The sequence below is a fragment of the Arthrobacter halodurans genome (assembly GCF_041877255.1).
GTDB classification, from domain to species: Bacteria; Actinomycetota; Actinomycetes; order Actinomycetales; family Micrococcaceae; genus Arthrobacter_N; species Arthrobacter_N halodurans.
This window is the reverse complement of record NZ_JBHDLJ010000022.1, coordinates 1-17,298: the sequence shown is the minus strand read 5'-3', so window position 1 is coordinate 17,298 and position 17,298 is coordinate 1. Positions and strand designations below refer to the sequence as shown.

General features: G+C 72.9%; 18 protein-coding genes. 5 read left to right on the top strand and 13 right to left on the bottom strand.

What is annotated here, in order from left to right:
- Nucleotides 1-143: 143 nt before the first annotated feature.
- The gene (locus ACETWP_RS17175; protein WP_373973509.1) at nt 144-1,133 is read right to left on the bottom strand and encodes an AraC-like ligand-binding domain-containing protein; all 990 of its coding nucleotides are present in this window, start codon (nt 1,131-1,133) and stop codon (nt 144-146) included.
- A gap of 222 nt (nt 1,134-1,355) precedes the next feature.
- On the opposite strand from ACETWP_RS17175, the gene ACETWP_RS17170 reads away from it, so the two are divergent.
- Nucleotides 1,356-1,562 (top strand): hypothetical protein, encoded by a 207-nt coding sequence (locus tag ACETWP_RS17170; protein WP_373973508.1) that lies wholly within the window; start codon nt 1,356-1,358, stop codon nt 1,560-1,562.
- A gap of 52 nt (nt 1,563-1,614) precedes the next feature.
- Nucleotides 1,615-2,331: an HAD-IA family hydrolase gene (locus ACETWP_RS17165; RefSeq protein ID WP_373973507.1), complete on the top strand. Its 717-nt coding sequence runs from the start codon at nt 1,615-1,617 to the stop codon at nt 2,329-2,331.
- Here ACETWP_RS17165 and ACETWP_RS17160 read toward each other — a convergent pair.
- The 5 genes from ACETWP_RS17160 to pxpA are packed head-to-tail and all read right to left on the bottom strand — an operon-like array spanning nt 2,328 to nt 6,669.
- Complete coding sequence (locus ACETWP_RS17160) at nt 2,328-3,308, bottom strand: 5-oxoprolinase subunit C family protein (RefSeq protein WP_373973506.1); 981 nt, start codon at nt 3,306-3,308, stop codon at nt 2,328-2,330. The genes ACETWP_RS17165 and ACETWP_RS17160 overlap by 4 nt on opposite strands.
- Nucleotides 3,298-4,212: a 5-oxoprolinase subunit B family protein gene (locus ACETWP_RS17155; RefSeq protein WP_373973505.1), complete on the bottom strand. Its 915-nt coding sequence runs from the start codon at nt 4,210-4,212 to the stop codon at nt 3,298-3,300. The genes ACETWP_RS17160 and ACETWP_RS17155 overlap by 11 nt, the downstream gene beginning before the upstream one ends.
- Nucleotides 4,209-5,561, bottom strand: a complete 1,353-nt coding sequence (locus tag ACETWP_RS17150) for an acetyl-CoA carboxylase biotin carboxylase subunit (protein ID WP_373973504.1) — start codon at nt 5,559-5,561, stop codon at nt 4,209-4,211. Before ACETWP_RS17150 ends, ACETWP_RS17155 begins: the two co-directional genes overlap by 4 nt.
- A gap of 10 nt (nt 5,562-5,571) precedes the next feature.
- Nucleotides 5,572-5,811 (bottom strand): acetyl-CoA carboxylase, encoded by a 240-nt coding sequence (locus ACETWP_RS17145; RefSeq protein ID WP_373973503.1) that lies wholly within the window; start codon nt 5,809-5,811, stop codon nt 5,572-5,574.
- A 45-nt stretch (nt 5,812-5,856) separates the two neighbouring features.
- The gene (pxpA, locus tag ACETWP_RS17140; RefSeq protein ID WP_373973502.1) at nt 5,857-6,669 is read right to left on the bottom strand and encodes a 5-oxoprolinase subunit PxpA; all 813 of its coding nucleotides are present in this window, start codon (nt 6,667-6,669) and stop codon (nt 5,857-5,859) included.
- 96 nt (nt 6,670-6,765) lie between these two features.
- On the opposite strand from pxpA, the gene ACETWP_RS17135 reads away from it, so the two are divergent.
- Nucleotides 6,766-8,214 carry a PucR family transcriptional regulator gene (locus ACETWP_RS17135; protein WP_373973501.1) on the top strand — a complete coding sequence of 483 codons (1,449 nt, stop codon included), beginning with the start codon at nt 6,766-6,768 and terminating at the stop codon, nt 8,212-8,214.
- 23 nt (nt 8,215-8,237) lie between these two features.
- Here the strand turns inward: ACETWP_RS17135 and ACETWP_RS17130 are convergent, their stop codons facing one another.
- Genes ACETWP_RS17130 through ACETWP_RS17120 form a run of 3 tightly spaced genes read right to left on the bottom strand, consistent with a single transcriptional unit; the run spans nt 8,238 to nt 10,751 of the window.
- Entirely contained in the window at nt 8,238-8,945 is a 708-nt protein-coding gene (locus ACETWP_RS17130) for a cyclase family protein (protein ID WP_373973500.1), read from the bottom strand.
- Complete coding sequence (locus tag ACETWP_RS17125; RefSeq protein WP_373973499.1) at nt 8,929-10,311, bottom strand: purine-cytosine permease family protein; 1,383 nt, start codon at nt 10,309-10,311, stop codon at nt 8,929-8,931. The genes ACETWP_RS17130 and ACETWP_RS17125 overlap by 17 nt, the downstream gene beginning before the upstream one ends.
- Complete coding sequence (locus tag ACETWP_RS17120) at nt 10,308-10,751, bottom strand: YybH family protein (protein WP_373973498.1); 444 nt, start codon at nt 10,749-10,751, stop codon at nt 10,308-10,310. The genes ACETWP_RS17125 and ACETWP_RS17120 overlap by 4 nt, the downstream gene beginning before the upstream one ends.
- Before the next feature lie 137 nt (nt 10,752-10,888).
- Between ACETWP_RS17120 and ACETWP_RS17115 the strand changes: the two genes are divergently transcribed.
- The gene (locus tag ACETWP_RS17115; RefSeq protein WP_373973511.1) at nt 10,889-11,608 is read left to right on the top strand and encodes an alpha/beta hydrolase family protein; all 720 of its coding nucleotides are present in this window, start codon (nt 10,889-10,891) and stop codon (nt 11,606-11,608) included.
- Between the two features lie 63 nt (nt 11,609-11,671).
- Here the strand turns inward: ACETWP_RS17115 and ACETWP_RS17110 are convergent, their stop codons facing one another.
- The 3 genes from ACETWP_RS17110 to ACETWP_RS17100 form a co-directional block, all read right to left on the bottom strand.
- Entirely contained in the window at nt 11,672-12,895 is a 1,224-nt protein-coding gene (locus ACETWP_RS17110) for an amidohydrolase (protein WP_373973510.1), read from the bottom strand.
- Between the two features lie 61 nt (nt 12,896-12,956).
- Nucleotides 12,957-13,727 carry a hypothetical protein gene (locus tag ACETWP_RS17105; protein WP_373973497.1) on the bottom strand — a complete coding sequence of 257 codons (771 nt, stop codon included), beginning with the start codon at nt 13,725-13,727 and terminating at the stop codon, nt 12,957-12,959.
- 16 nt (nt 13,728-13,743) lie between these two features.
- A complete protein-coding gene (locus ACETWP_RS17100) occupies nt 13,744-14,493 on the bottom strand; it encodes a DUF5058 family protein (protein WP_373973496.1) in 750 nt (249 codons plus the stop codon).
- Nucleotides 14,494-14,747: 254 nt separating this feature from the next.
- Here ACETWP_RS17100 and ACETWP_RS17095 point away from each other — a divergent pair, with 254 nt between their 5' ends.
- On the top strand, nt 14,748-16,253 hold the full coding sequence (locus ACETWP_RS17095) for an amidase (protein ID WP_373973495.1): 1,506 nt from the start codon (nt 14,748-14,750) through the stop codon (nt 16,251-16,253).
- Here ACETWP_RS17095 and ACETWP_RS17090 read toward each other — a convergent pair.
- Entirely contained in the window at nt 16,240-17,205 is a 966-nt protein-coding gene (locus ACETWP_RS17090) for an Lrp/AsnC family transcriptional regulator (RefSeq protein WP_373973494.1), read from the bottom strand. The genes ACETWP_RS17095 and ACETWP_RS17090 overlap by 14 nt on opposite strands.
- Nucleotides 17,206-17,298 lie beyond the last annotated feature (93 nt).

The window sequence follows — 17,298 nt, the reverse complement described above, 5'->3', positions numbered from 1 at the left end:
CCGCGGCCGGGCCGCGGTGCCGTGGGCGCCCGTGGGCTCGTTCCACCCCAGTGTGCCCCGGGACACACCGCGCGGGCTTGGCTTTCCCGGCGGGGGGCCTTGTCCGTGAGCGCGCGCTTGCGCCGCCGCCGGCGGACGGGACGCTAGGGGCTCCGTGGAACCCCCTGCGCGGCCGCCGCGGCGGTCCGCGTGGCGGGCGTGCTGTCGGCCAGCCGCCGGTACTGCGTGGGCGAGGACCCGAACGCGGCCCGGAAGACGCGGCTGAAGTGGGCCGCGTCGGGCAACCCCCAGCGGGCGCCAATCGCCCCGACCGGCACCCGGGCATGCAACGGGTCGGCCAGATCCCGGCGGCAGCGCTCCAGCCGCCGCTCCCGGATCCAGCCGGCCACGGTGTGCCCGGCGTCGGCGAACAGCTGGTGCAGGGTGCGCGTCGAGATGAAGTGCGCGGCGGCGATCCCCCGCGGCCCGAGCCCGGGATCAGCCAGGTTCGCGTCGATGTGGTGCTGGATGCGGTGGAGGAGCCGCGCGTGGTCGTCGGGCTTCCGGTCCGGGCGCGCATAGACCTCGTCCGCCAGCAGGGTGGCGAGCAGGTCGACGACGTTCCGGGCCAGGCGATAGCCCGTGGGGCCCTCGAGCGAGGGCAGCATCTGCCCGATCTGTGCGACGAACGGCGCGACGGCCTCGCCGAGGCGCTGGCCGCGGCCCATGCGGACCGCGGTGAGTTCGGCGACGTCGTCCGGCGCGAGCCCCAGCAGGTGCTGCGGGAACATCAGCACGAGCGTGCGGAAGTCCTCCCCGAAGGCGAGGGTGTAGGGGCGCTGCGTGTCGTAGATCGCGAGGTCGCCGGGGCGCAGCGTCGTTTCCCGCCCGTCCTGCAACAGCAGGCCGCTCCCTTCCAGCTGCAGGTTCAGCTTGTAGTAGCCCTCCGAACCGGCGGCAATCAGTCCGGGGGTGCGCTCCACGGTGTGGGCCGTCGCCTCGACGTGCATCATGCCGACGTCGTTCAGGCGGCGCCCGCCCACGCGCCCGGCGAACGGGCCGGGCCGGACCGGCACGGCCTCCAGGGGCACGAACGACTGCGAGATCAGCCGACGCCAGGCGCCGAAGGAATCCGCGTGGTCGATCCGGTACATCGTTGTCCTCTCCGGGGCGCGGTGTGATGCGGGCCACGTTCAGGCAAATCTACCCGAAGCCGCGGCGACGGCAAGGGCCGGGCGCCCCCGGCCCGGCACCCGTCCCCTGCCGACTGTTGCGGAAGGGTATCGATTGACCCTCCCCATCTAGCCAAACAAATGGACTATTCGGGATGATGGTTGCCCGCAGTACTGATATTTGGGGAAAGGTGTGTGTTGGAGATGGGACTCGGAACACCGAGCATGAGCGGGGCCTACGCGGACCGCGCAGGGACATCGCGGTTCACGGTGCACGCGGACAACGGCGACGCGGTCGGCGATGTGCGCAGGTGCGACGACGGGCGGTACGAGGCGATCGGCAGCGGCGGACGCTTCGCCGGCGTCCACCGGACGTTGTCCGAGGCGATCCAGGCGCTGACCGACCCGTAGCCCCGGATACCGCGGGAGGCACCGCGGCGTCCGTTCGGCCTAAGCTTCTCGCATGACCACGACTCCCGCACCGGACCCGGAGGGGCCCGTCCACCTCGACGTGGACGCCCTGCTCTTCGACCTCGACGGCACGCTGATCGACTCCACCGAACCCACCGAGCGCGCGTGGAACCGCTGGGGCCGCGAGATGGGCCTGGCGGACTTCCGGTACACCGCGCACGGCATCCCCGCCCGCAGCATCGTCGCCGACCACATCGAACCCGAACGCCGCGACGAGGCCCTGCGCCGCATCAACGAGCTCGAGGCCGCCGACACCGGCGGCATCCACCGCACGCCCGGCGCGGAGCGCGTGCTGGCGTCGCTGCCGGCGGGGCGCTGGACGATCGTCACCTCCTGCACCGCCGACCTCGCCGCGGCCCGCATGGCCTCAGCGGGCGTCGAGGCCCCGCCGCTCATGGTGACGGCGGAGCAGGTCGACGCCGGCAAGCCGGACCCGGAGGGCTACCTGCTCGGCGCGCGGCGCATCGGCGCGGACATCCGGCGCTGCCTGGTGATCGAGGACGCGCCCGCGGGCGTGGAGGCCGGACGGGCCAGCGGCGCCGTGACGCTGGCGGTGTCCGGCACCTTCGGGGCTGACGCATTGCCGGCGACGCACGTCGTCGACTCGCTGGAGCGCGTGGAGGTGTCCGAACTGCCCTCGGGCCGGCTCCGCGTCACGCTGCTCCCCGACCGGCGCGGCGCTTCGGCCCGGCGCGGCACCTCCGGCTAGGACCGCACGTCCAGCTCCGCCCGCACCTTCGCCAGCAGGTCCGCCCGCGCCCGGCGGGCGGCCAGCGCCTCGTCCATGCTCACCGCCAGGAAGCGGGTCCTCGTCCCGGGGGCCGCGCGGGCCAGCCGGTCCATGTCCGCGGAGATGACCGTGCCCACCATCGCGTATCCCCCTCCGGAGACGGCGTCGCGGTGCAGGATGATCGGCTGGGTGCCCCCGGGGATCTGGATGGAGCCGACGGCGTACCCGGCGTCCACGATGTTGGACGGATCGGACCCGGCGCCGAAGGGCTGGACGCGCTCCTTCCATGTCACGCCGGGACCGTCGTAGCGCAGTCCCATCCGGTCCGCGACCGGCGTCAGCGTCCACTCGGACTCCAGCAGGTTGGCCCGGCCCTCGTCCGTCAGGCGGTGGTCGTAGAGGCCCAGGACGATCCGGATGTCCTGGTCCAACTCGTAGGCCGGGCGGAACTTCTCGGGGACGGACTCCGCGGCCGGCGGCTCGCCGGAGGGCGCCCCCACGGGCAGCACGTCCCCGGCCGCCAGCTTCCGGCCCTCGTGTCCGCCGACCCCGCCCAGCACATAGGTGGAGCGGCTGCCGAGCACCACCGGGACGTCGATCCCGCCGGCGACGGCCACATAGAAGCGCGTCCCGCCCTGGATGACCCCGAAGCCCACCTCGTCGCCCGCGGACAGGGCCACCCGCGTCCAGGTCGGCCGGGACTCGCCGTTGACCTTGAGGTCCACCGGCGCGCCGGTCACCGCGACGACGGCGTCCGCGTCCGTCGTGAACGTCGGGCCCATGTAGGTGCACTCCAGCACGGCCGCGTCGGCGCCGTTGCCGACCAGCACGTTCCCGAGCTCCGCGGAGTACTGGTCCATCGAGCCGCACTGCGGCAGCCCCACGTTGTAGTGCCCGGTGCGGCCCCGGTCCTGGACCGTCGTCGACAGGCCGGGACTCTTGATCTCAAACGCCATCGAGCTGCTCCATGATCTGTCGGTTGTACTCCCTGGGGTCGGCGAGCGCCTTCTCCAGCTCGAACGTGACGGGGGCCTGGCGGTAGCGGAACGTGCCGGCCTCGACCTCGTCCTGGATGCGCCGGTACTCCTCCTCGTCAACGGGGCGGAACCTGACCAGGTCGCCCGGCCGGAAGAACACCATGAAGTCCCCGAAGTCCTCCAGGGCCTGGCTCGGGTCGAAGATCGGAGCCGCGGCGACGCCGAACATCTGGTAGCCGCCGGCCCCGCGGACCGAGTAGATGCAGCCGAAGCAGCCGCCGTGCCCCACGGTGAGCTTCGGGGTGTCGGTGCGCGGGCTGAGGTACTTGGGCACCTCCAGCTGGTCCTCCTGCGGCACCAGCTGGAACAGGAACGGCAGCCCGGCCACGAAACCGACCATCGACACCAGCCACGGCTGCTCGTGGTGGCGCCGGATGAACTCGGCGGCGTCCGCGAGGCCGTTGACCTTCGCGGCGTAGTCCAGGTCCGTCCCGGACGGGTCCTGGTGGTAGCCCTCGCGGAAGCGTGCCCCCACCTCGGCGGTGAACGGGTCGTCGTACCAGACGGGGACCTCGACGATCCGCGTCCGGATCGCCGGGTGCCGCCGGCCCCGCAGGTCCGCCTCGATGGCCCGCACGGCGGTCTCGAGCTCGGCCCCGGGCAGGACGTCCGGGTCGAAGCGGATCAGCAGCGAGGCGTTGGCCGGGCAGACGTCGACGACGCCGTCCAGCCCCTGGTCCGCGAGGACCGTCGCCATCGACATCACCTTGAAGTAGGCCTGCAGGCTCATGGCCTCGGCGATCTCCACGAACAGGAACTCGTCGCCGCCCCACGTGTAGCGAGCGGGCCCCAGCTCCGCCGTCGCCTCGCTCGCGCGCCTCACAATGCCTCCAGGATGCCGTCGGTGGTCTCGATGAACTTCGAGTGGTGTTCGACCGCGGCGAACTCGGGCCGCGACAGGAGCAGCTTGTGGAACGGCATCGTGGTCGCGATCCCCTCCACGTGCGTGTGCTCCAGCGCGGCCAGCAGCCGCGCGATCGCCTCCTCGCGCGTGTCCGCGTGGACGATCAGCTTCGCGAGCATCGAGTCGTAGAACGGCGCGACGACGGAGCCCTCGACCACGCCGGTGTCCACGCGGATCCCCTCGCCGGTCGGCCACGCCAGGCGGGTGATCGTGCCGGGGCTCGGGAAGAAGTTCTTGTGCGGGTCCTCGGCGTTCAGCCGCAGCTCGATGGCGTGCCCGGAGAAGACGACGTCGTCCTGGCTCAGCGAGAGCCCCTCCCCCGCGGCGATGCGCAGCTGCTCGCGCACGATGTCCACGCCCGTGATCTCCTCGGTGATCGGGTGCTCCACCTGCAGGCGGGTGTTCATCTCGATGAACGCGGCCTCCTCGCGCACCGGGTCGTAGAGGAACTCGACGGTCCCGGCGCCCCGGTAGCCGCACCTCCGCGCGAGCTCCACGGAGGACTCGCGGATGACGTCCCGCACGTGGTGCGGCAGGTCTGGGGCGGGCGCCTCCTCCAGGACCTTCTGCGAGCGCCGCTGCATGGAGCAGTCGCGGTCCCCGAGGTGGATGTACCGCTCGCCGTCGCCGAGGATCTGGACCTCGACGTGCCGTGCGAGCTCGACGAACCGCTCCAGGTAGACGGCGCCGTCGCCGAAGACGGAGGCGGCCTCGCCGCGGGCCGTCTCGATGCTCGCGAGCAGCTCAGACTCGTGGTTGACGAAGCGGATGCCGCGCCCGCCGCCGCCCGCGGACGCCTTGACCACCAGCGGGAATCCGATGTCCCAGGCCAGCGCGAGGGCGTCGTCGTCGGGCTCGAGCGGGCCGTCGGTGCCGCGCAGGATCGGCACCCCGGCGTCCTGGGCGGCCGCGCGCGCCCGGGACTTGTTGCCCATGAGCTCGATCGCCGACGGGTCCGGCCCCACCCAGGTCAGGCCGGCGTCCACGACCTTGCGTGCGAACGCGGCGTTCTCGGACAGGAAACCGTAGCCGGGGTGGACGGCGTCGCAGCCCGAGTCCAGCGCGGCCCGCAGGACGGCGTCGTGGTTGAGGTAGCTGGCTGTGGCCGGCGCCGGGCCGACGAGGACGGATTCGTCCGCGGCGCCGGCCGCCATCGAGTCCCGGTCCGGCTCGCTGACGACGACGACGGTCTCCAGCCCCATGTCCCGGGCGGTCCGGATGATGCGCACCGCGATCTCGCCGCGGTTGGCGATTAGGAGCTTGCGCATGCGCCCGCGCCTACCCTTCCGCGATGACGAGGATGACGTCGCCGGGGTTGACGGTCCCGGCGTCGTCCACGGTGAAGCTCTCGACGACGCCGGCCACGTCGGTCTGGACCTCGGTGAACTGCTTCATGATCTCGACGATCCCGACGGTCTGGCCGGCCTCGACGCGGTCACCGACCTCGATGAACGGATCCTTGCCCGGGCCCGGGCGGCGGTAGAACACTCCGGGGAGCGGGGAGACAACATCGGCCATGGGGTGCCTTCTCTCGTGGGGTCGTGCGGGATGGGAACGTGGTGCTCAGGTGCCGGCGCCGGGCTCTCCGGCGCCCGCCCGCGTGATCTCGTCGCGCACCGCGCGCGCGACGTCGGGCGAGTTCGGGGCGTCCGAGTGGACGCAGATGCTGGCGAACGCGATCTCGAGCTCGGTGCCGTCGACCGCCAGGACGCTCTGCCCGCCGAGGGCGCGGCGGACGCGGTCGCCGGCCGCCGCGGGATCGGTGGTCTCCGGACGGCGCTGGATGATCAGCCCGCCGTCGGCCGCGTAGTTCAGGTCGACGTAGAGCTCGGGCACGAAGTCCACGCCCTCGCGTGCGCAGACGGACTCGTGCGCGGTCCCCGCGAGCCCGAAGAACGGGACGCCGTACTGCTGCGCGACGCCGGCGGCGGCCTCCATGAGCGCCTCGTCGCCGGCCAGCATGCCGTAGAGCGAGCCGTGCGGCTTGATGTGGTTCAGGGGCAGCCCGTGCTTGCCGAGGAACGCGCTGAGGGCGCCCGTCTGGTAGAGGATGATCGATTCGACCTCCCCGGGCGTCAGGGCCATGCGGCGGCGGCCGAACCCGACGACGTCGGGCAGCCCGGGGTGGGCCCCCACCGCGACGCCGTGCTCCCCGGCGAGGCGGACGGTCTCGTCCATGACGTCGGGGTCGCCGGCGTGGTAGCCGCAGGCCACGTTCGCGACGTCGATGAGCTCCATCAGGGCGGTGTCGTTGCCGAAGCGGTGCAGGCCGATGCCCTCGCCCAGGTCGGAGTTGATGGTGACGCGCGGGCGTGCCGGGGCGCCGGCGTCGTGCGGGGGCGTGTTGTGCGGGGGCGTGGAGGGGTGGGGAGCCATGGGCCCACGTTATACAGCCCTGCCCGCCGCTGTAATTGTGCAATATGCTGAAGTTCACCGGCGAAACCATGAACATTGCCAGATCGGGGGCCCGCCATGCACGTCCGCGACCTGCTGCTAACGGACGGGCTGGACCTGCGCCCGCGCGTGGCCGGCGGCCCGGGGCGCCTGGACCGGACCGTGTCCTGGTGCGCCCCGACGGAGCTCATGGACCCGACCCCGTTCCTCAGCGGCAACGCGCTGGTGCTGACCCACGGCATGGGGCTGAACTTCAGGGACCCGCGGACGTGGGACGCCTACGTGGAGCGGCTCGGCGACGTCCCCGTCTCCGCGCTCGTCGTGGGTCTCGGCGTCGCCCACGAGGCCACGCCGCCGGGCCTCGTCGACGCCTGCGACGCCCACGGGCTGCCCCTGCTGGAGCTCCCCGGGCACGTCCCGCTGCTCCAGGTGATCCGCCACGTCTGGCAGACGCTCGGCGCCGAGCGCCACGCCGAGATGCGCGCGGGGTGGGAGCTCGCCGACGAGTGCACCCGGCTGGCCGCCGGCGGGGCGTCCCTGGGGACGGTGGTCGAGCGCATCAGCCGCGTGGTCGACGCGCGGCTGACGGTCGTCGACAGCGCGGGCTACCAGCTGGTCGCGGCCGGGACCGTGCGCAAGCGCTCCGCCCGGACCACGCTGAACCTGCCCACCGGGGACGCCCACAGGTTCCGGCTCCTGATCGAGGGGATGGACGCCAACGTCGTCGTCCATCCCCTGCTGGGGCCCGTGGCCGCGGTGCTGGCCATGCAGCTGGCCGGGACCCTCGGGTCCAACTCCCCGATGCACTCGCGGGAGGCCGCCCGCTTCATCGAGGCGCTCTACGAGCGCCGCGGCACGACGCGGGCCCAGCTGCGCGCCCTGGCCGAGGACGCCGGCTTCGACGCGGCGACCGGGTGGGGGGCGGTGGTCATCGCGGCCCCCGGGGACATGGACGCGGCGCAGCTGCGCGCGATCTCCTGGCGCGTCCGCGTCGAGCTTGGCGAGAACTTCGGCACCGCCCGCTTCATGGAGGGGCGGGGCCGGACCACGGTCGTCGTGGAGCGGCCCACCGGGGCGCGCCCACTCACGGACCTGGTCCGGGAGCTGTTCCGGGAGGCCCCGGAGTTCGGCGTGGACGTCCTGACGGCCGGGGACATGGACGAGCTGTCGCTGGCGCTGCGGCTGGTGGGCCGGACCGCGGAGCCGGGCGTGCGCGACACCGCGCGCGTGGACCTCGCCGCGATCGTGGACGGCCTGCCGAGCACCGGGCTGGCCGCCATGGCCCACCGCCTGCTGGAGCCGCTGCAGCGCGAGCCCTCGGGGACGCTCATCCGCACGCTCGACGCGTTCCTGCGGCACAGCGGCAACACCCGCGCCGTCTGCGACGAGCTCTTCATCCACCGGAACACGCTGGCCTACCGGGTGCGCCGGATCGAGGAGCTGCTGGACCACGACCTGGCGGACGGCTCCTTCCGGGCCACCTGCCTGCTGGCGCTGAGCGTCGCGGGACTCTCGCGGCGCGCGTAGCCGCGGCGGCCTTCTCGGACGGTCTAGGAACGCGGCCCGGGCGCCGGCTCGGAACGCGGCCCCGCGCCGGCGTCGGGCCCGGACGCCCCGGTGTCGAAGGCGACGGCCCGCACGGGCGCGCCGTCCACGGCGCCGAGCCGCAGCGGGAAGAAGCCCAGGTGCGCCCGCGCCGGAAGCGCCGCGGCGCCGGTCAGGTTCTCGACAATCAGCCCGTCGGCCCCGAGGACCGCCTCGTGCACGGGCAACCGGAACGCGCCCTCCTGCAGGGTCGGGTCCGGGTTCAGGGTGTCGACGGCCAGGACGCGCATCCCGCGCCGCACCAGCTCGGCGGCCAGCCCGGCGTCGAGGTACGGGTGGCGCAGGTACTCGTCGGCGCCGAAGTGCCGGTCCCAGCCGGTGGCGACCACGACGATCGCCGGCACGCGCTCCGGGACCTGCCCCTCCACCTCCCCGGCGCCGATGCGCTCCCCCGCGGCGAGCCCGGGGACGTGCAGCACCAGCGCGGGACCGACCAGCTCGTCCAGCCCCACGCGGTCCATGGTCCGGCCGCCGGGCACCGTGTGCGCGGGGGCGTCGACGTGGGTGCCCGTGTGCGAGCCGAGGGCGAGGTGGGAGACCGCGACGACGTCGCGCTCGATCTCCAGCGCCGGGGAAACCGAGACCTCGGGGTCCCCGGGGAAGACCGGCATGCCGGTCTCGATGCGGTGGCTCAGGTCAGCGAGCGGCCGCATGCCCCTCCTCGGCGAGGTGGCGGTGCGGGGCCCCGGCGCCGGACCCGCGGCGGTTCCAGGACAGCGCCAGGTAGAGCAGGAAGCTCACGGCGAACGCCGGCATGGTGGCCCCGAGCGGGCTGGGGACCACGTAGGTGAGCAGGTAGGACACCGCGGCGCCGGCGATCCACACGCCGACGGCCACCCAGTTGACCCCGGCGGTGTACCAGTAGGCCCCGCCGTCGCCGCGCAGGATGTCGCGGGTGTAGCTGCCGCGCTTGAGCAGGTAGTAGTCGACGATCATGATGGCGAAGACGGGCACGAAGAACGCGCCGATGAGCACCAGGAAGTCGGTGAACTGGTTCAGCAGGGCCAGCCAGGTGGAGCCGACGATCGACACCGCGCCGACGACCAGCGCGGTGCCGAGGAACGGCAGCTTGCGCCGGGACTGGGCGTTGACGATCGAGGTGACCATGCCGTAGACCACCATGGTGTTCGTTGCCATGACGGACAGGAAGATCACGACGGCCAGCGGGGCGCCGAACGCGGCGACGATGACCGTGGGGTCGAACGGGACGGCCTCGCCGCCGGAGAGGATCACGTAGCCGATCGCCGTCGCCCCGAGCGCCATCGCCAGCACGGTGGAGAGCGTGTAGCCGACGCCGGAACCGAGCATCCCGGCGCGGCCGTGCCGGGCGAGCCGGTTGAAGTCCGCGGAAAGCACGGTCCAGGAGATGGCGGTCGCGATCACGATGTCCAGGACGATGAACGGGGTGTAGCCCAGCGACTCGTCGACCGGGATGGCGGCGAACTCCGCCGGGGCGTACGTGCCGAACGCGACCGCGAAGACGTACGCCATGATGGCCAGGATCAGCGCGGCCAGCCACGGCTCGACGCGCGCGATGCCCTCGTGGCCGAACACGGCCAGGCAGACCACGAGCGTCTGGCACAGGACGGAGAAGAGGATCGGGTTGGAGTAGCCGGTGGCGGACTCCACGAGGTAGTTGACGGTCACGCCTGCGAGCATGGCCTGGACCCAGCTCCAGCCCATGAGCACGACGACGTTCGCCGCGACCGGGAGCAGGCTGCCCCGGGTGCCGAACGCCCCGCGCGTGATGGCCATGGTCGGCAGGCCGGTGCGCGTGCCGATGTTGCCGATGAGCACCAGGACGACGGCGCCGATCAGCGTCCCGGCCACGATCAGTCCCAGCGCCGCCCCGAAGCTGACGCCCGGGACGAAGAATGTCCCGGTCAGCAACGTGGTGACCACGAGGTTGGCGGCGAGCCAGATCATGCCGATCCGGCGGGTGCCCAGGCGCCCCTTGATGGGACCGAAGCTCTCGGCGTTGGCCTCGAGGTGCTGCTCGAATCTGCGGTACGCGTTCACGGCGTGGCCTTTCCGTTGTCGGAGCCGTCGGGCACCGGCGAGAGGTGTTCGTGGACCGCGGTCAGGGAACCGTCGGCCGCGCGGCGGAAGACGATGGTCTCCCGCTCGGCGTAGGAGTCCGTGGTGCGGGAGCCGGCGTCGGCGCCGGCCTCGATGCTGGTGGCGACATCGTGGCAGAAGACCGCGCCGCCGGGGAATACCTGGACCCGCGGGTTGCTGGAGACGCACCGCGTGACGCGCCAGCCGTCGGCGATCCAGTCGGCCCAGAGGGCCTCGTAGGCGGCCCGGTCCTCGAGCCGCGCGGGCTCGGTGTGGAAGACGAAGGACGCGTCCGGGGCGAACCCGGCGAAGTACCGCTCCGTGTCCGTCGCGGCGAACGCCTCGACGATCCTCGCGGCGGCGTCCAGGACGTCCCGCTCGGTGGGGGTGGTGGTGGGCATGGGGGAATCTCCGTGTGCTGGGCGTCCGGGGGGAGCGGCCGCTGTGAAGTAGCTCATATATGCAACAGATGTTTACCCTAGGTGACCTTTCGGGGAGCGTCAAGGATCCCGGGATGCCCGACCGTAGAGTGGGTTCCATGCCCACGCGGAACGAGCACGTGACCATCGACGTCCCCGACGCCGGGGAGGCCCGGGTGTCCGGGAGCTACACCCGCCCCCCGGGCGCCTCGGCGACCGTCGTCGTCGCGCACGGCGCCGGGGCCGGGATGGACCACCCGTTCCTCGTCGGGTTCACGGACGCGCTGAACGACGCCGGCGTCGCGACCCTGCGCTTCAACTTCCCCTACAGCGAGGCGGGCCGGAAGTTCCCGGACCGCGCGCCGGTGGCGGTCTCCACGTGGCGCGCGGCGATGGCGCTGGCCGCCGCCCGCGCCGGGGGCGGGCCGGTGTGGGCGGCCGGCAAGTCCTTCGGCGGCCGCATGGCGTCGATGGCCGTGGCCGAGGGCATGCCCGCCGCCGGACTGGTGTTCCTGGGGTACCCGCTCCACGCCCCCGGGAAGCCGGAGAAGCCGCGCGACGCGCACCTGTACGGGCTGACGCCGCCCCTGCTGTTCCTCCAGGGCACGCGGGACCCCTTCGCCCTGCCGGGCGAGCTGGAGCCCGTCGCCGAACGCATCGGACCCCACGCGCGCATCGAGTGGACCGAGGGAGGCGACCACTCCTTCCACGTCGCCCGCTCCGGGCGCGGCCCGCGCGAGAACGGCGCGTCCCTGGCCGGGCCGGTGCTGCGGTTCCTGGCGGATCACGCGCCGGGCGGCAAGGCCCCGGGCGCGGATTTGCCGGAGCGGAGCGCGTAGGCGCCGGAACGCCGCGGCCCGGGTCCCGTGCGGGACCCGGGCCGCGGCGTTCCCCGCCGGGCGTCAGCGGTCGCTGCCGACCCAGGCGAGCACGGATGCGACGGCGGCCGCGACGGCGGTGGACAGCGTGGGCTCGGGGATCGGCCCGAAGTACGGGGAGTGGTTCACCGGCGGCTTGCCCTGCGCGAGGTCGAACCCGCCGAACATCCAGTAGACGGTGGGAACGCCGATCGCCGAACCCAGGTGCCCGAAGTCCTCGGAACCCATCAGCGGCGGCGCGTCGTTGACGTTGTCCTCCCCGAGGGCGCCCCGCAGGGCGCCGATGACGCGCGCCGTCGAGGCCGGGTCGTTGACGTTGGCCGGGAAATCGTAGAGCTTCTCGATCGCCGGCGCCGGCGCTCCGGAGGCCGCGGCCTCGGCGTTGACGATGCGTTCGATGGCGGACAGGACGTGGGCGCGCACGTCCTCGGTCAGGCTGCGCACGTTGATCGTGAACTCGGCCCGGTCCGGGATGATGTTCTCCTTCAGGCCCGCGTGGAAGGTGCCCACCGTCAGCACGGCCGGGGACGTGGGCGCCAGCTCGCGCGAGACGATCGTCTGCAGCCGCGTCACCATGTGCGAGGCCAGCACGATCGGGTCGATCGAGTCCTGCGGCTGCGACCCGTGCGACTGCCGGCCGCCGACCACAATGCGCAGGGAGTCCGCCATCGCCATGGCGGTGCCGGTGGAGATGTTGATGGTGCCCGCCTGCAGCGGCATGACGTGCTGGCCCAGCACCACCTCCGGACGCGGCGCGCGGTCCCAGAGTCCGTCGTCGACCATGGCCCGCGCCCCCGCGGCGGTCTCCTCCCCGGGCTGGAAGAGCAGGACGATCGTCCCCGACCAGGCGTCGGCCGAACGGGCCAGGACACGGGCCGCCGTCAGCAGCGCGGTGACGTGGGTGTCGTGGCCGCAGCCGTGCATCACGGGCACGGTCGTCCCGTCCTCCAGCGTCCCGGTGGCCGTGGACGCGTACTCGAGCCCGGTGTCCTCGGCGATCGGCAGGGCGTCGGTGTCGGCCCGGAACGCGACGACCGGCCCCTCGCCGTTGCGCAGGATTCCGACGACGCCGGTGCCGCCGCAGCGGAAGTTCTCCACGCCCAGCGCGTCGAGTTCCCCGGCGATGAAGTCCGCCGTCCGGTGCTCCTGCATGCTCAGTTCCGGGTGGGTGTGCAGGTGGCGGTACAGCTCGTGCATCCGGTCCAGCTCGGCGGGGGTCGGCGCGACGTCCGTGGCGGTGGTGTTCAGCATGCGGTGTTCTCCTCTGTGCGGGGCTTCGGTTCGGGGACGGTGGCGGGGGGCCGGCGTGTCAGCGGCCGGTTCGGGTGGCGGTCTCCTCGGCCAGCGGGCCCTCCCCGTCCTCGTCTTGCGCGGTGTGCGTGGCCTTGCGGTTCCGGGCGAACCAGGAGATCAACACGGTAGCGAGGACCACGATGGCCGTCCCGAACGGCGCCAGGGCCGGCGCGGCGGGAAGGACGAGGAACAGCATCAGGAGGGCGGCGAGGACCGCGATGATCGTGGGGCGCGCCTGGCGGACGGTCGCGATCGCCTGCACCAGCACGGCCCCCATGATGGCGGGGAGGATGTAGGCCCGGGCGACCACGGTGACGTCCGGCGGGATGATCGTGAGCAGCCAGGTGCCGAGGATCCCGACGAAGATCAGCAGCGACGTCAGGTGGACGACGGCCGCGCCGCAGATGGCCATCACGGACGTGAGGTCGCCCTTGCGCGTGCCGGGCCGCACCCCGACACGGCTCTGCGCGACGATCGCGGCCGGGAGCAGCTTGTTGGAGATGTTGCCGATCATGAACGCCTGGTACATGGCCGCCTGGCCGAGGATCGGGAAGTAGGTGATCGGCTCGACGACCGCGAAGACCAGGAAGGTCGCGGCGACCGCGAGGTAGGCGGTGGCGATGTGGGCGAACGTGATGCCGAGGTCGGCGAAGAGGACCAGGTAGGCCGGCCCGGCCAGGGACAGGACGAGCCCGGCGAGCATCGTCAGCCGCCCCCAGCGCGAGGTGGTGCGTTCGAAGGCCGCCATGCCGGCGGCGGCAGTGGCTGCCGTGGTGGTGGTGCTCATCGTGGGTGCCTTTCCTCTACGCTGCGGTGGACGTGTGGGCGACGAAGGCGACGGCGAGGGCCACCAGAATGGAGATGCCCAGCGCCCACTCCTTGAGCCACCCGGCCTGGAGCCGGTGGGCCAGGAGCAACAGCCCGGCCATGACGGCGGCGGAGACGGCGATCGTCACGGCGTGGACCGAGGACTTCGGCAGCTCGGTCAGCGCCAGCATCGTGAAGGCGCCGAGCAGCGCGGCGCCGGGAATGAGCGCCATGGCCGCCGGGTTCACCGCGGAGAGCTTGGACCCGCCGCGCTTGAGGATCGGCGTCAGGATGAGCGTGGCCAGCATCCAGGCGCCGCCGCTGATGCTCATGGCGGCGAAGGCAACGCCGAACACCTGCTGGGTGTAGTCGGCCCCGCCCAGGGTGGAGCCCATGCTGACGGCCGCGATCGACGCCGAGGCGGTCTCCGTGGACGCCGAACCGATCAGTCCGATGCGCATGAGCACCGCCGGGGTCCCGAAGAGCGCGAGCAGCGCGATGGCGACGATCACGACGGCGAGCGACGGGCCGACGGAGGCCACGGCCCCGCTGCGGAAGGCGCGGTTCAGGTCCTTGACCTCCATGCCGACGGACGGCCCGGCGGCGCGGGCGGCGCGCATGTAGATGACGGACTGGATGAAGATGACGGCGAAGACGCCCAGCGCGCAGACCCAGAGGATCGGGGCGTTGGCGACGGCGGCGATGTCCGTGGACGTGCCGGCCGCGTGGACTGGGTGTACGGGCATGTGTTCCGCTCCTCCGAGGGCCAAATGTGATGTCGATAACATTCGCAAGAACCCGCGCCTTGGGCAATGGATGGCGGAAATGGACACGACCGTGTCCGTTTCCGCCAAATCGCCCCTCGATGTGCGCGGCGGCTTCCCCCGACGTGATGTGCGGCACAGACTCGTGGAAACGCGGGACAAGCACCGCCGCCCCGCACCCGACACGGACCACGCCCGACACCCCCCATTCCCCGCCACACGCCCGAGGAGAAGCGATGAACGAACTGCTGCAGCTGTCCGCCACGGAACTGGTGGGCCTGATGGCCTCCGGCCGGCTCTCCTCCCGCGAGCTCACACAGGCCCACCTGGACCGGATCGCCGACGTGAACCCGCTGATCAACGCGATCGCCACGGTGGACGCCGAGGGCGCGCTCGAACGGGCCGACGCGGCCGACCGCCGGCGGTCCGAGGGCGCCGACCTGCCGGCGCTGCACGGCCTGCCCATGACGCACAAGGACACCCACAAGGTCGCGGGCATGCGCTCCACGAGCGGCTCCCCCGCCCTCGCCCACCACGTCCCGGCGAACGACGACCTCATCGTCGCCCGGCTGCGCGCGGCCGGCGTCGTCGCCACCGGAAAATCGAACGTCCCGGAGTTCGGCGCGGGCTCGCACACGTTCAACGAGGTCTTCGGCACCACCACCAACCCGTACGCGCCGACGCGGAGCGCCGGGGGTTCCAGCGGCGGGCTGGCCGCGGCCCTGGCGGCCCGCGTCCAGCCGCTGGGCGAGGGCAGCGACATGGGCGGATCGCTGCGGATCCCGGCGTCGTTTTGCAACGTCTTCGGCCTGCGGCCCTCGCTCGGGGTCATCCCGATGCCCTCGCCGAACAACGCCTGGGCGTGGCTCGGGCGCACGGGCCCCATGGCCCGCCGCGTCGAGGACCTGGAGCTGTTCATGTCCGCGGTCAGCGGGCCGGCGCCCGAGCTCCAGCTCCGGGCTCCGCTGGACGCCGGGGACTTCGGCGGGCCGGCCCCGGCGGACCTGCGCGGGGTCCGCATCGGCCTCACCCGCGACTTCGGGCAGGGCGTGCCCGTGACCGCGCCCATGCTCGCGGCGCTAGAGCGCGCGGCCGCCGTCCTCGCATCGCTCGGGGCGACGGTCGAGGAGGCCACGATCGACTTCGCGGGCGCGGACGACGTGTTCGGCAACACGCGGGCGATCGACTTCGCGGCGGAGTTGGGACCGCTCGTCGAGTCCCGGCCCGAGCTGGTGAAGCCGGAGATCATCTGGAACGTGGAGAAGGGGTTCGCCCTCGACGCCCGGCAGCTGATCGCGACGACGGCCGCGGCCTCACGGCTGCAGGCCCGGGTGCGCGAGTACTTCGGGCGCTTCGACCTGCTCCTCTCCCCCGGGGCGCAGCTGGAGCCGTTCGACGCCGCGATCCGCTACCCGCGGGACGTCGCCGGCGTCCCGTCCCGGACGTACCTCGACTGGATGCGTTCCGCGTGCCTGCTCTCCGCCACGGGCCTGCCCACCCTGGCGGCCCCGGCGGGCTTCACGGAGAACAACCTCCCCGCCGGCATCCAGCTCACCGCGTTCCACCACCGCGACGCGCAACTGCTGCGCTGGGCGCGGGTCTACGAGGCCGCGACGCGCTACGCCGACGTCGAGCCGGACCTCCTGGGGCACGCCACGCCGGATCCCGCGGCCGGGGCCCCGGCCGGAACGAACGGCGCGGGACGACCGGCGTCGGACGCCCGGGCCGCTACGGCGCCGTAGCCGCGGCCGGGGTGATCCGGCCGCCGCGCTTGCGGGCCCTGACCACCAGCGAGATGTCCATGGACTCGATGCCGGAGGCCCACGCGCCCTCGGTGACGAAGGTGTAGAGGTCGTGGGTGCTCGGCAGGGTCACGTCGACCATGATCTGGCTGCTGCCCGCGAGCGCGGCGGCGTAGCGCACGCGTCGGTCGCGGCCGAACGCCTGGCCGATCTCCTCGACGCGGTGCGGGGCCACCCGGAGCCACAGCAGCGCCTCCACCGGAAGCCCCACGAGCGAGGGCTCCACGAGGGCGCGGAGGTGCACGTGCTCGTTCTGCAGGAGCCAGTCGACCCGGCGGCGCGCCGTCGTCTCCGAGACCCCGGCGCGCCGGGCGATCTCCTCGTACCCCATGCGGCCGTCCCGCGTGAGGCACCCCACGATGTCGAGGTCCGACGGCGACATCTCCGGCGTCGACCGCAGGAACATGCCGTCGGACTGGTGGCGCGGGCGGAGGGATTCGAGCTGCGCCGGGGTCAGGACGTCCAGCCGCCAGTCGCGGATGGTGCGGAAGTACTTGAGGATCGGGAACGACTCCAGCCCGCTGAGGCCAGGCGTCGTCGCCAGCTCCAGCGCCAGGAGGTTCCCGAGGCGCTCCGGATAGGTGAGGACCTCGGCCACCACGTCGCTGGATCCCGTGACCGCGTAGGTGAAGCTCGTGTCGCTCCGGCCGGCCAGGGACTCGACGCTGACGAGGGACGAGCCGGGCGAACAGCGCCCGCGCACCAGGAGGGCGGCGGGGTGCGGGCGGATGCCGACCACGCTGACCCGCTGATCGGCCAGCAGCTCCGCGCCGCGGCGGGCCACGGCGCGCTCGTGCTCGCCGAGGGCCGCGGCGATGGTCCGCCACGGGGCGCGCGCGTTGGCCTGCAGGGCCGCGACAATCCGACGGTCGAACTCGTCCAACTCCGGCAAGGCGCCTCCGTTCCCTAGGGCGTGTCCGTCCGCTGCGGCGGAGGTGGCTTAACCCTACGCACCCGAACGCGCGGGGCCCGTGACGGACCCGGG

Coding starts and splice junctions, on each gene's coding strand:
- ACETWP_RS17175 (WP_373973509.1), bottom strand. CDS start 1,133: ATGTACCGGATCGACCACGCGGATTCCTTCGGCGCCTGGCGTCGGCTG.
- ACETWP_RS17170 (WP_373973508.1), top strand. CDS start 1,356: ATGGGACTCGGAACACCGAGCATGAGCGGGGCCTACGCGGACCGCGCA.
- ACETWP_RS17165 (WP_373973507.1), top strand. CDS start 1,615: ATGACCACGACTCCCGCACCGGACCCGGAGGGGCCCGTCCACCTCGAC.
- ACETWP_RS17160 (WP_373973506.1), bottom strand. CDS start 3,308: ATGGCGTTTGAGATCAAGAGTCCCGGCCTGTCGACGACGGTCCAGGAC.
- ACETWP_RS17150 (WP_373973504.1), bottom strand. CDS start 5,561: ATGCGCAAGCTCCTAATCGCCAACCGCGGCGAGATCGCGGTGCGCATC.
- ACETWP_RS17145 (WP_373973503.1), bottom strand. CDS start 5,811: ATGGCCGATGTTGTCTCCCCGCTCCCCGGAGTGTTCTACCGCCGCCCG.
- pxpA (WP_373973502.1), bottom strand. CDS start 6,669: ATGGCTCCCCACCCCTCCACGCCCCCGCACAACACGCCCCCGCACGAC.
- ACETWP_RS17135 (WP_373973501.1), top strand. CDS start 6,766: ATGCACGTCCGCGACCTGCTGCTAACGGACGGGCTGGACCTGCGCCCG.
- ACETWP_RS17130 (WP_373973500.1), bottom strand. CDS start 8,945: ATGCGGCCGCTCGCTGACCTGAGCCACCGCATCGAGACCGGCATGCCG.
- ACETWP_RS17120 (WP_373973498.1), bottom strand. CDS start 10,751: ATGCCCACCACCACCCCCACCGAGCGGGACGTCCTGGACGCCGCCGCG.
- ACETWP_RS17115 (WP_373973511.1), top strand. CDS start 10,889: ATGCCCACGCGGAACGAGCACGTGACCATCGACGTCCCCGACGCCGGG.
- ACETWP_RS17105 (WP_373973497.1), bottom strand. CDS start 13,727: ATGAGCACCACCACCACGGCAGCCACTGCCGCCGCCGGCATGGCGGCC.
- ACETWP_RS17100 (WP_373973496.1), bottom strand. CDS start 14,493: ATGCCCGTACACCCAGTCCACGCGGCCGGCACGTCCACGGACATCGCC.
- ACETWP_RS17095 (WP_373973495.1), top strand. CDS start 14,748: ATGAACGAACTGCTGCAGCTGTCCGCCACGGAACTGGTGGGCCTGATG.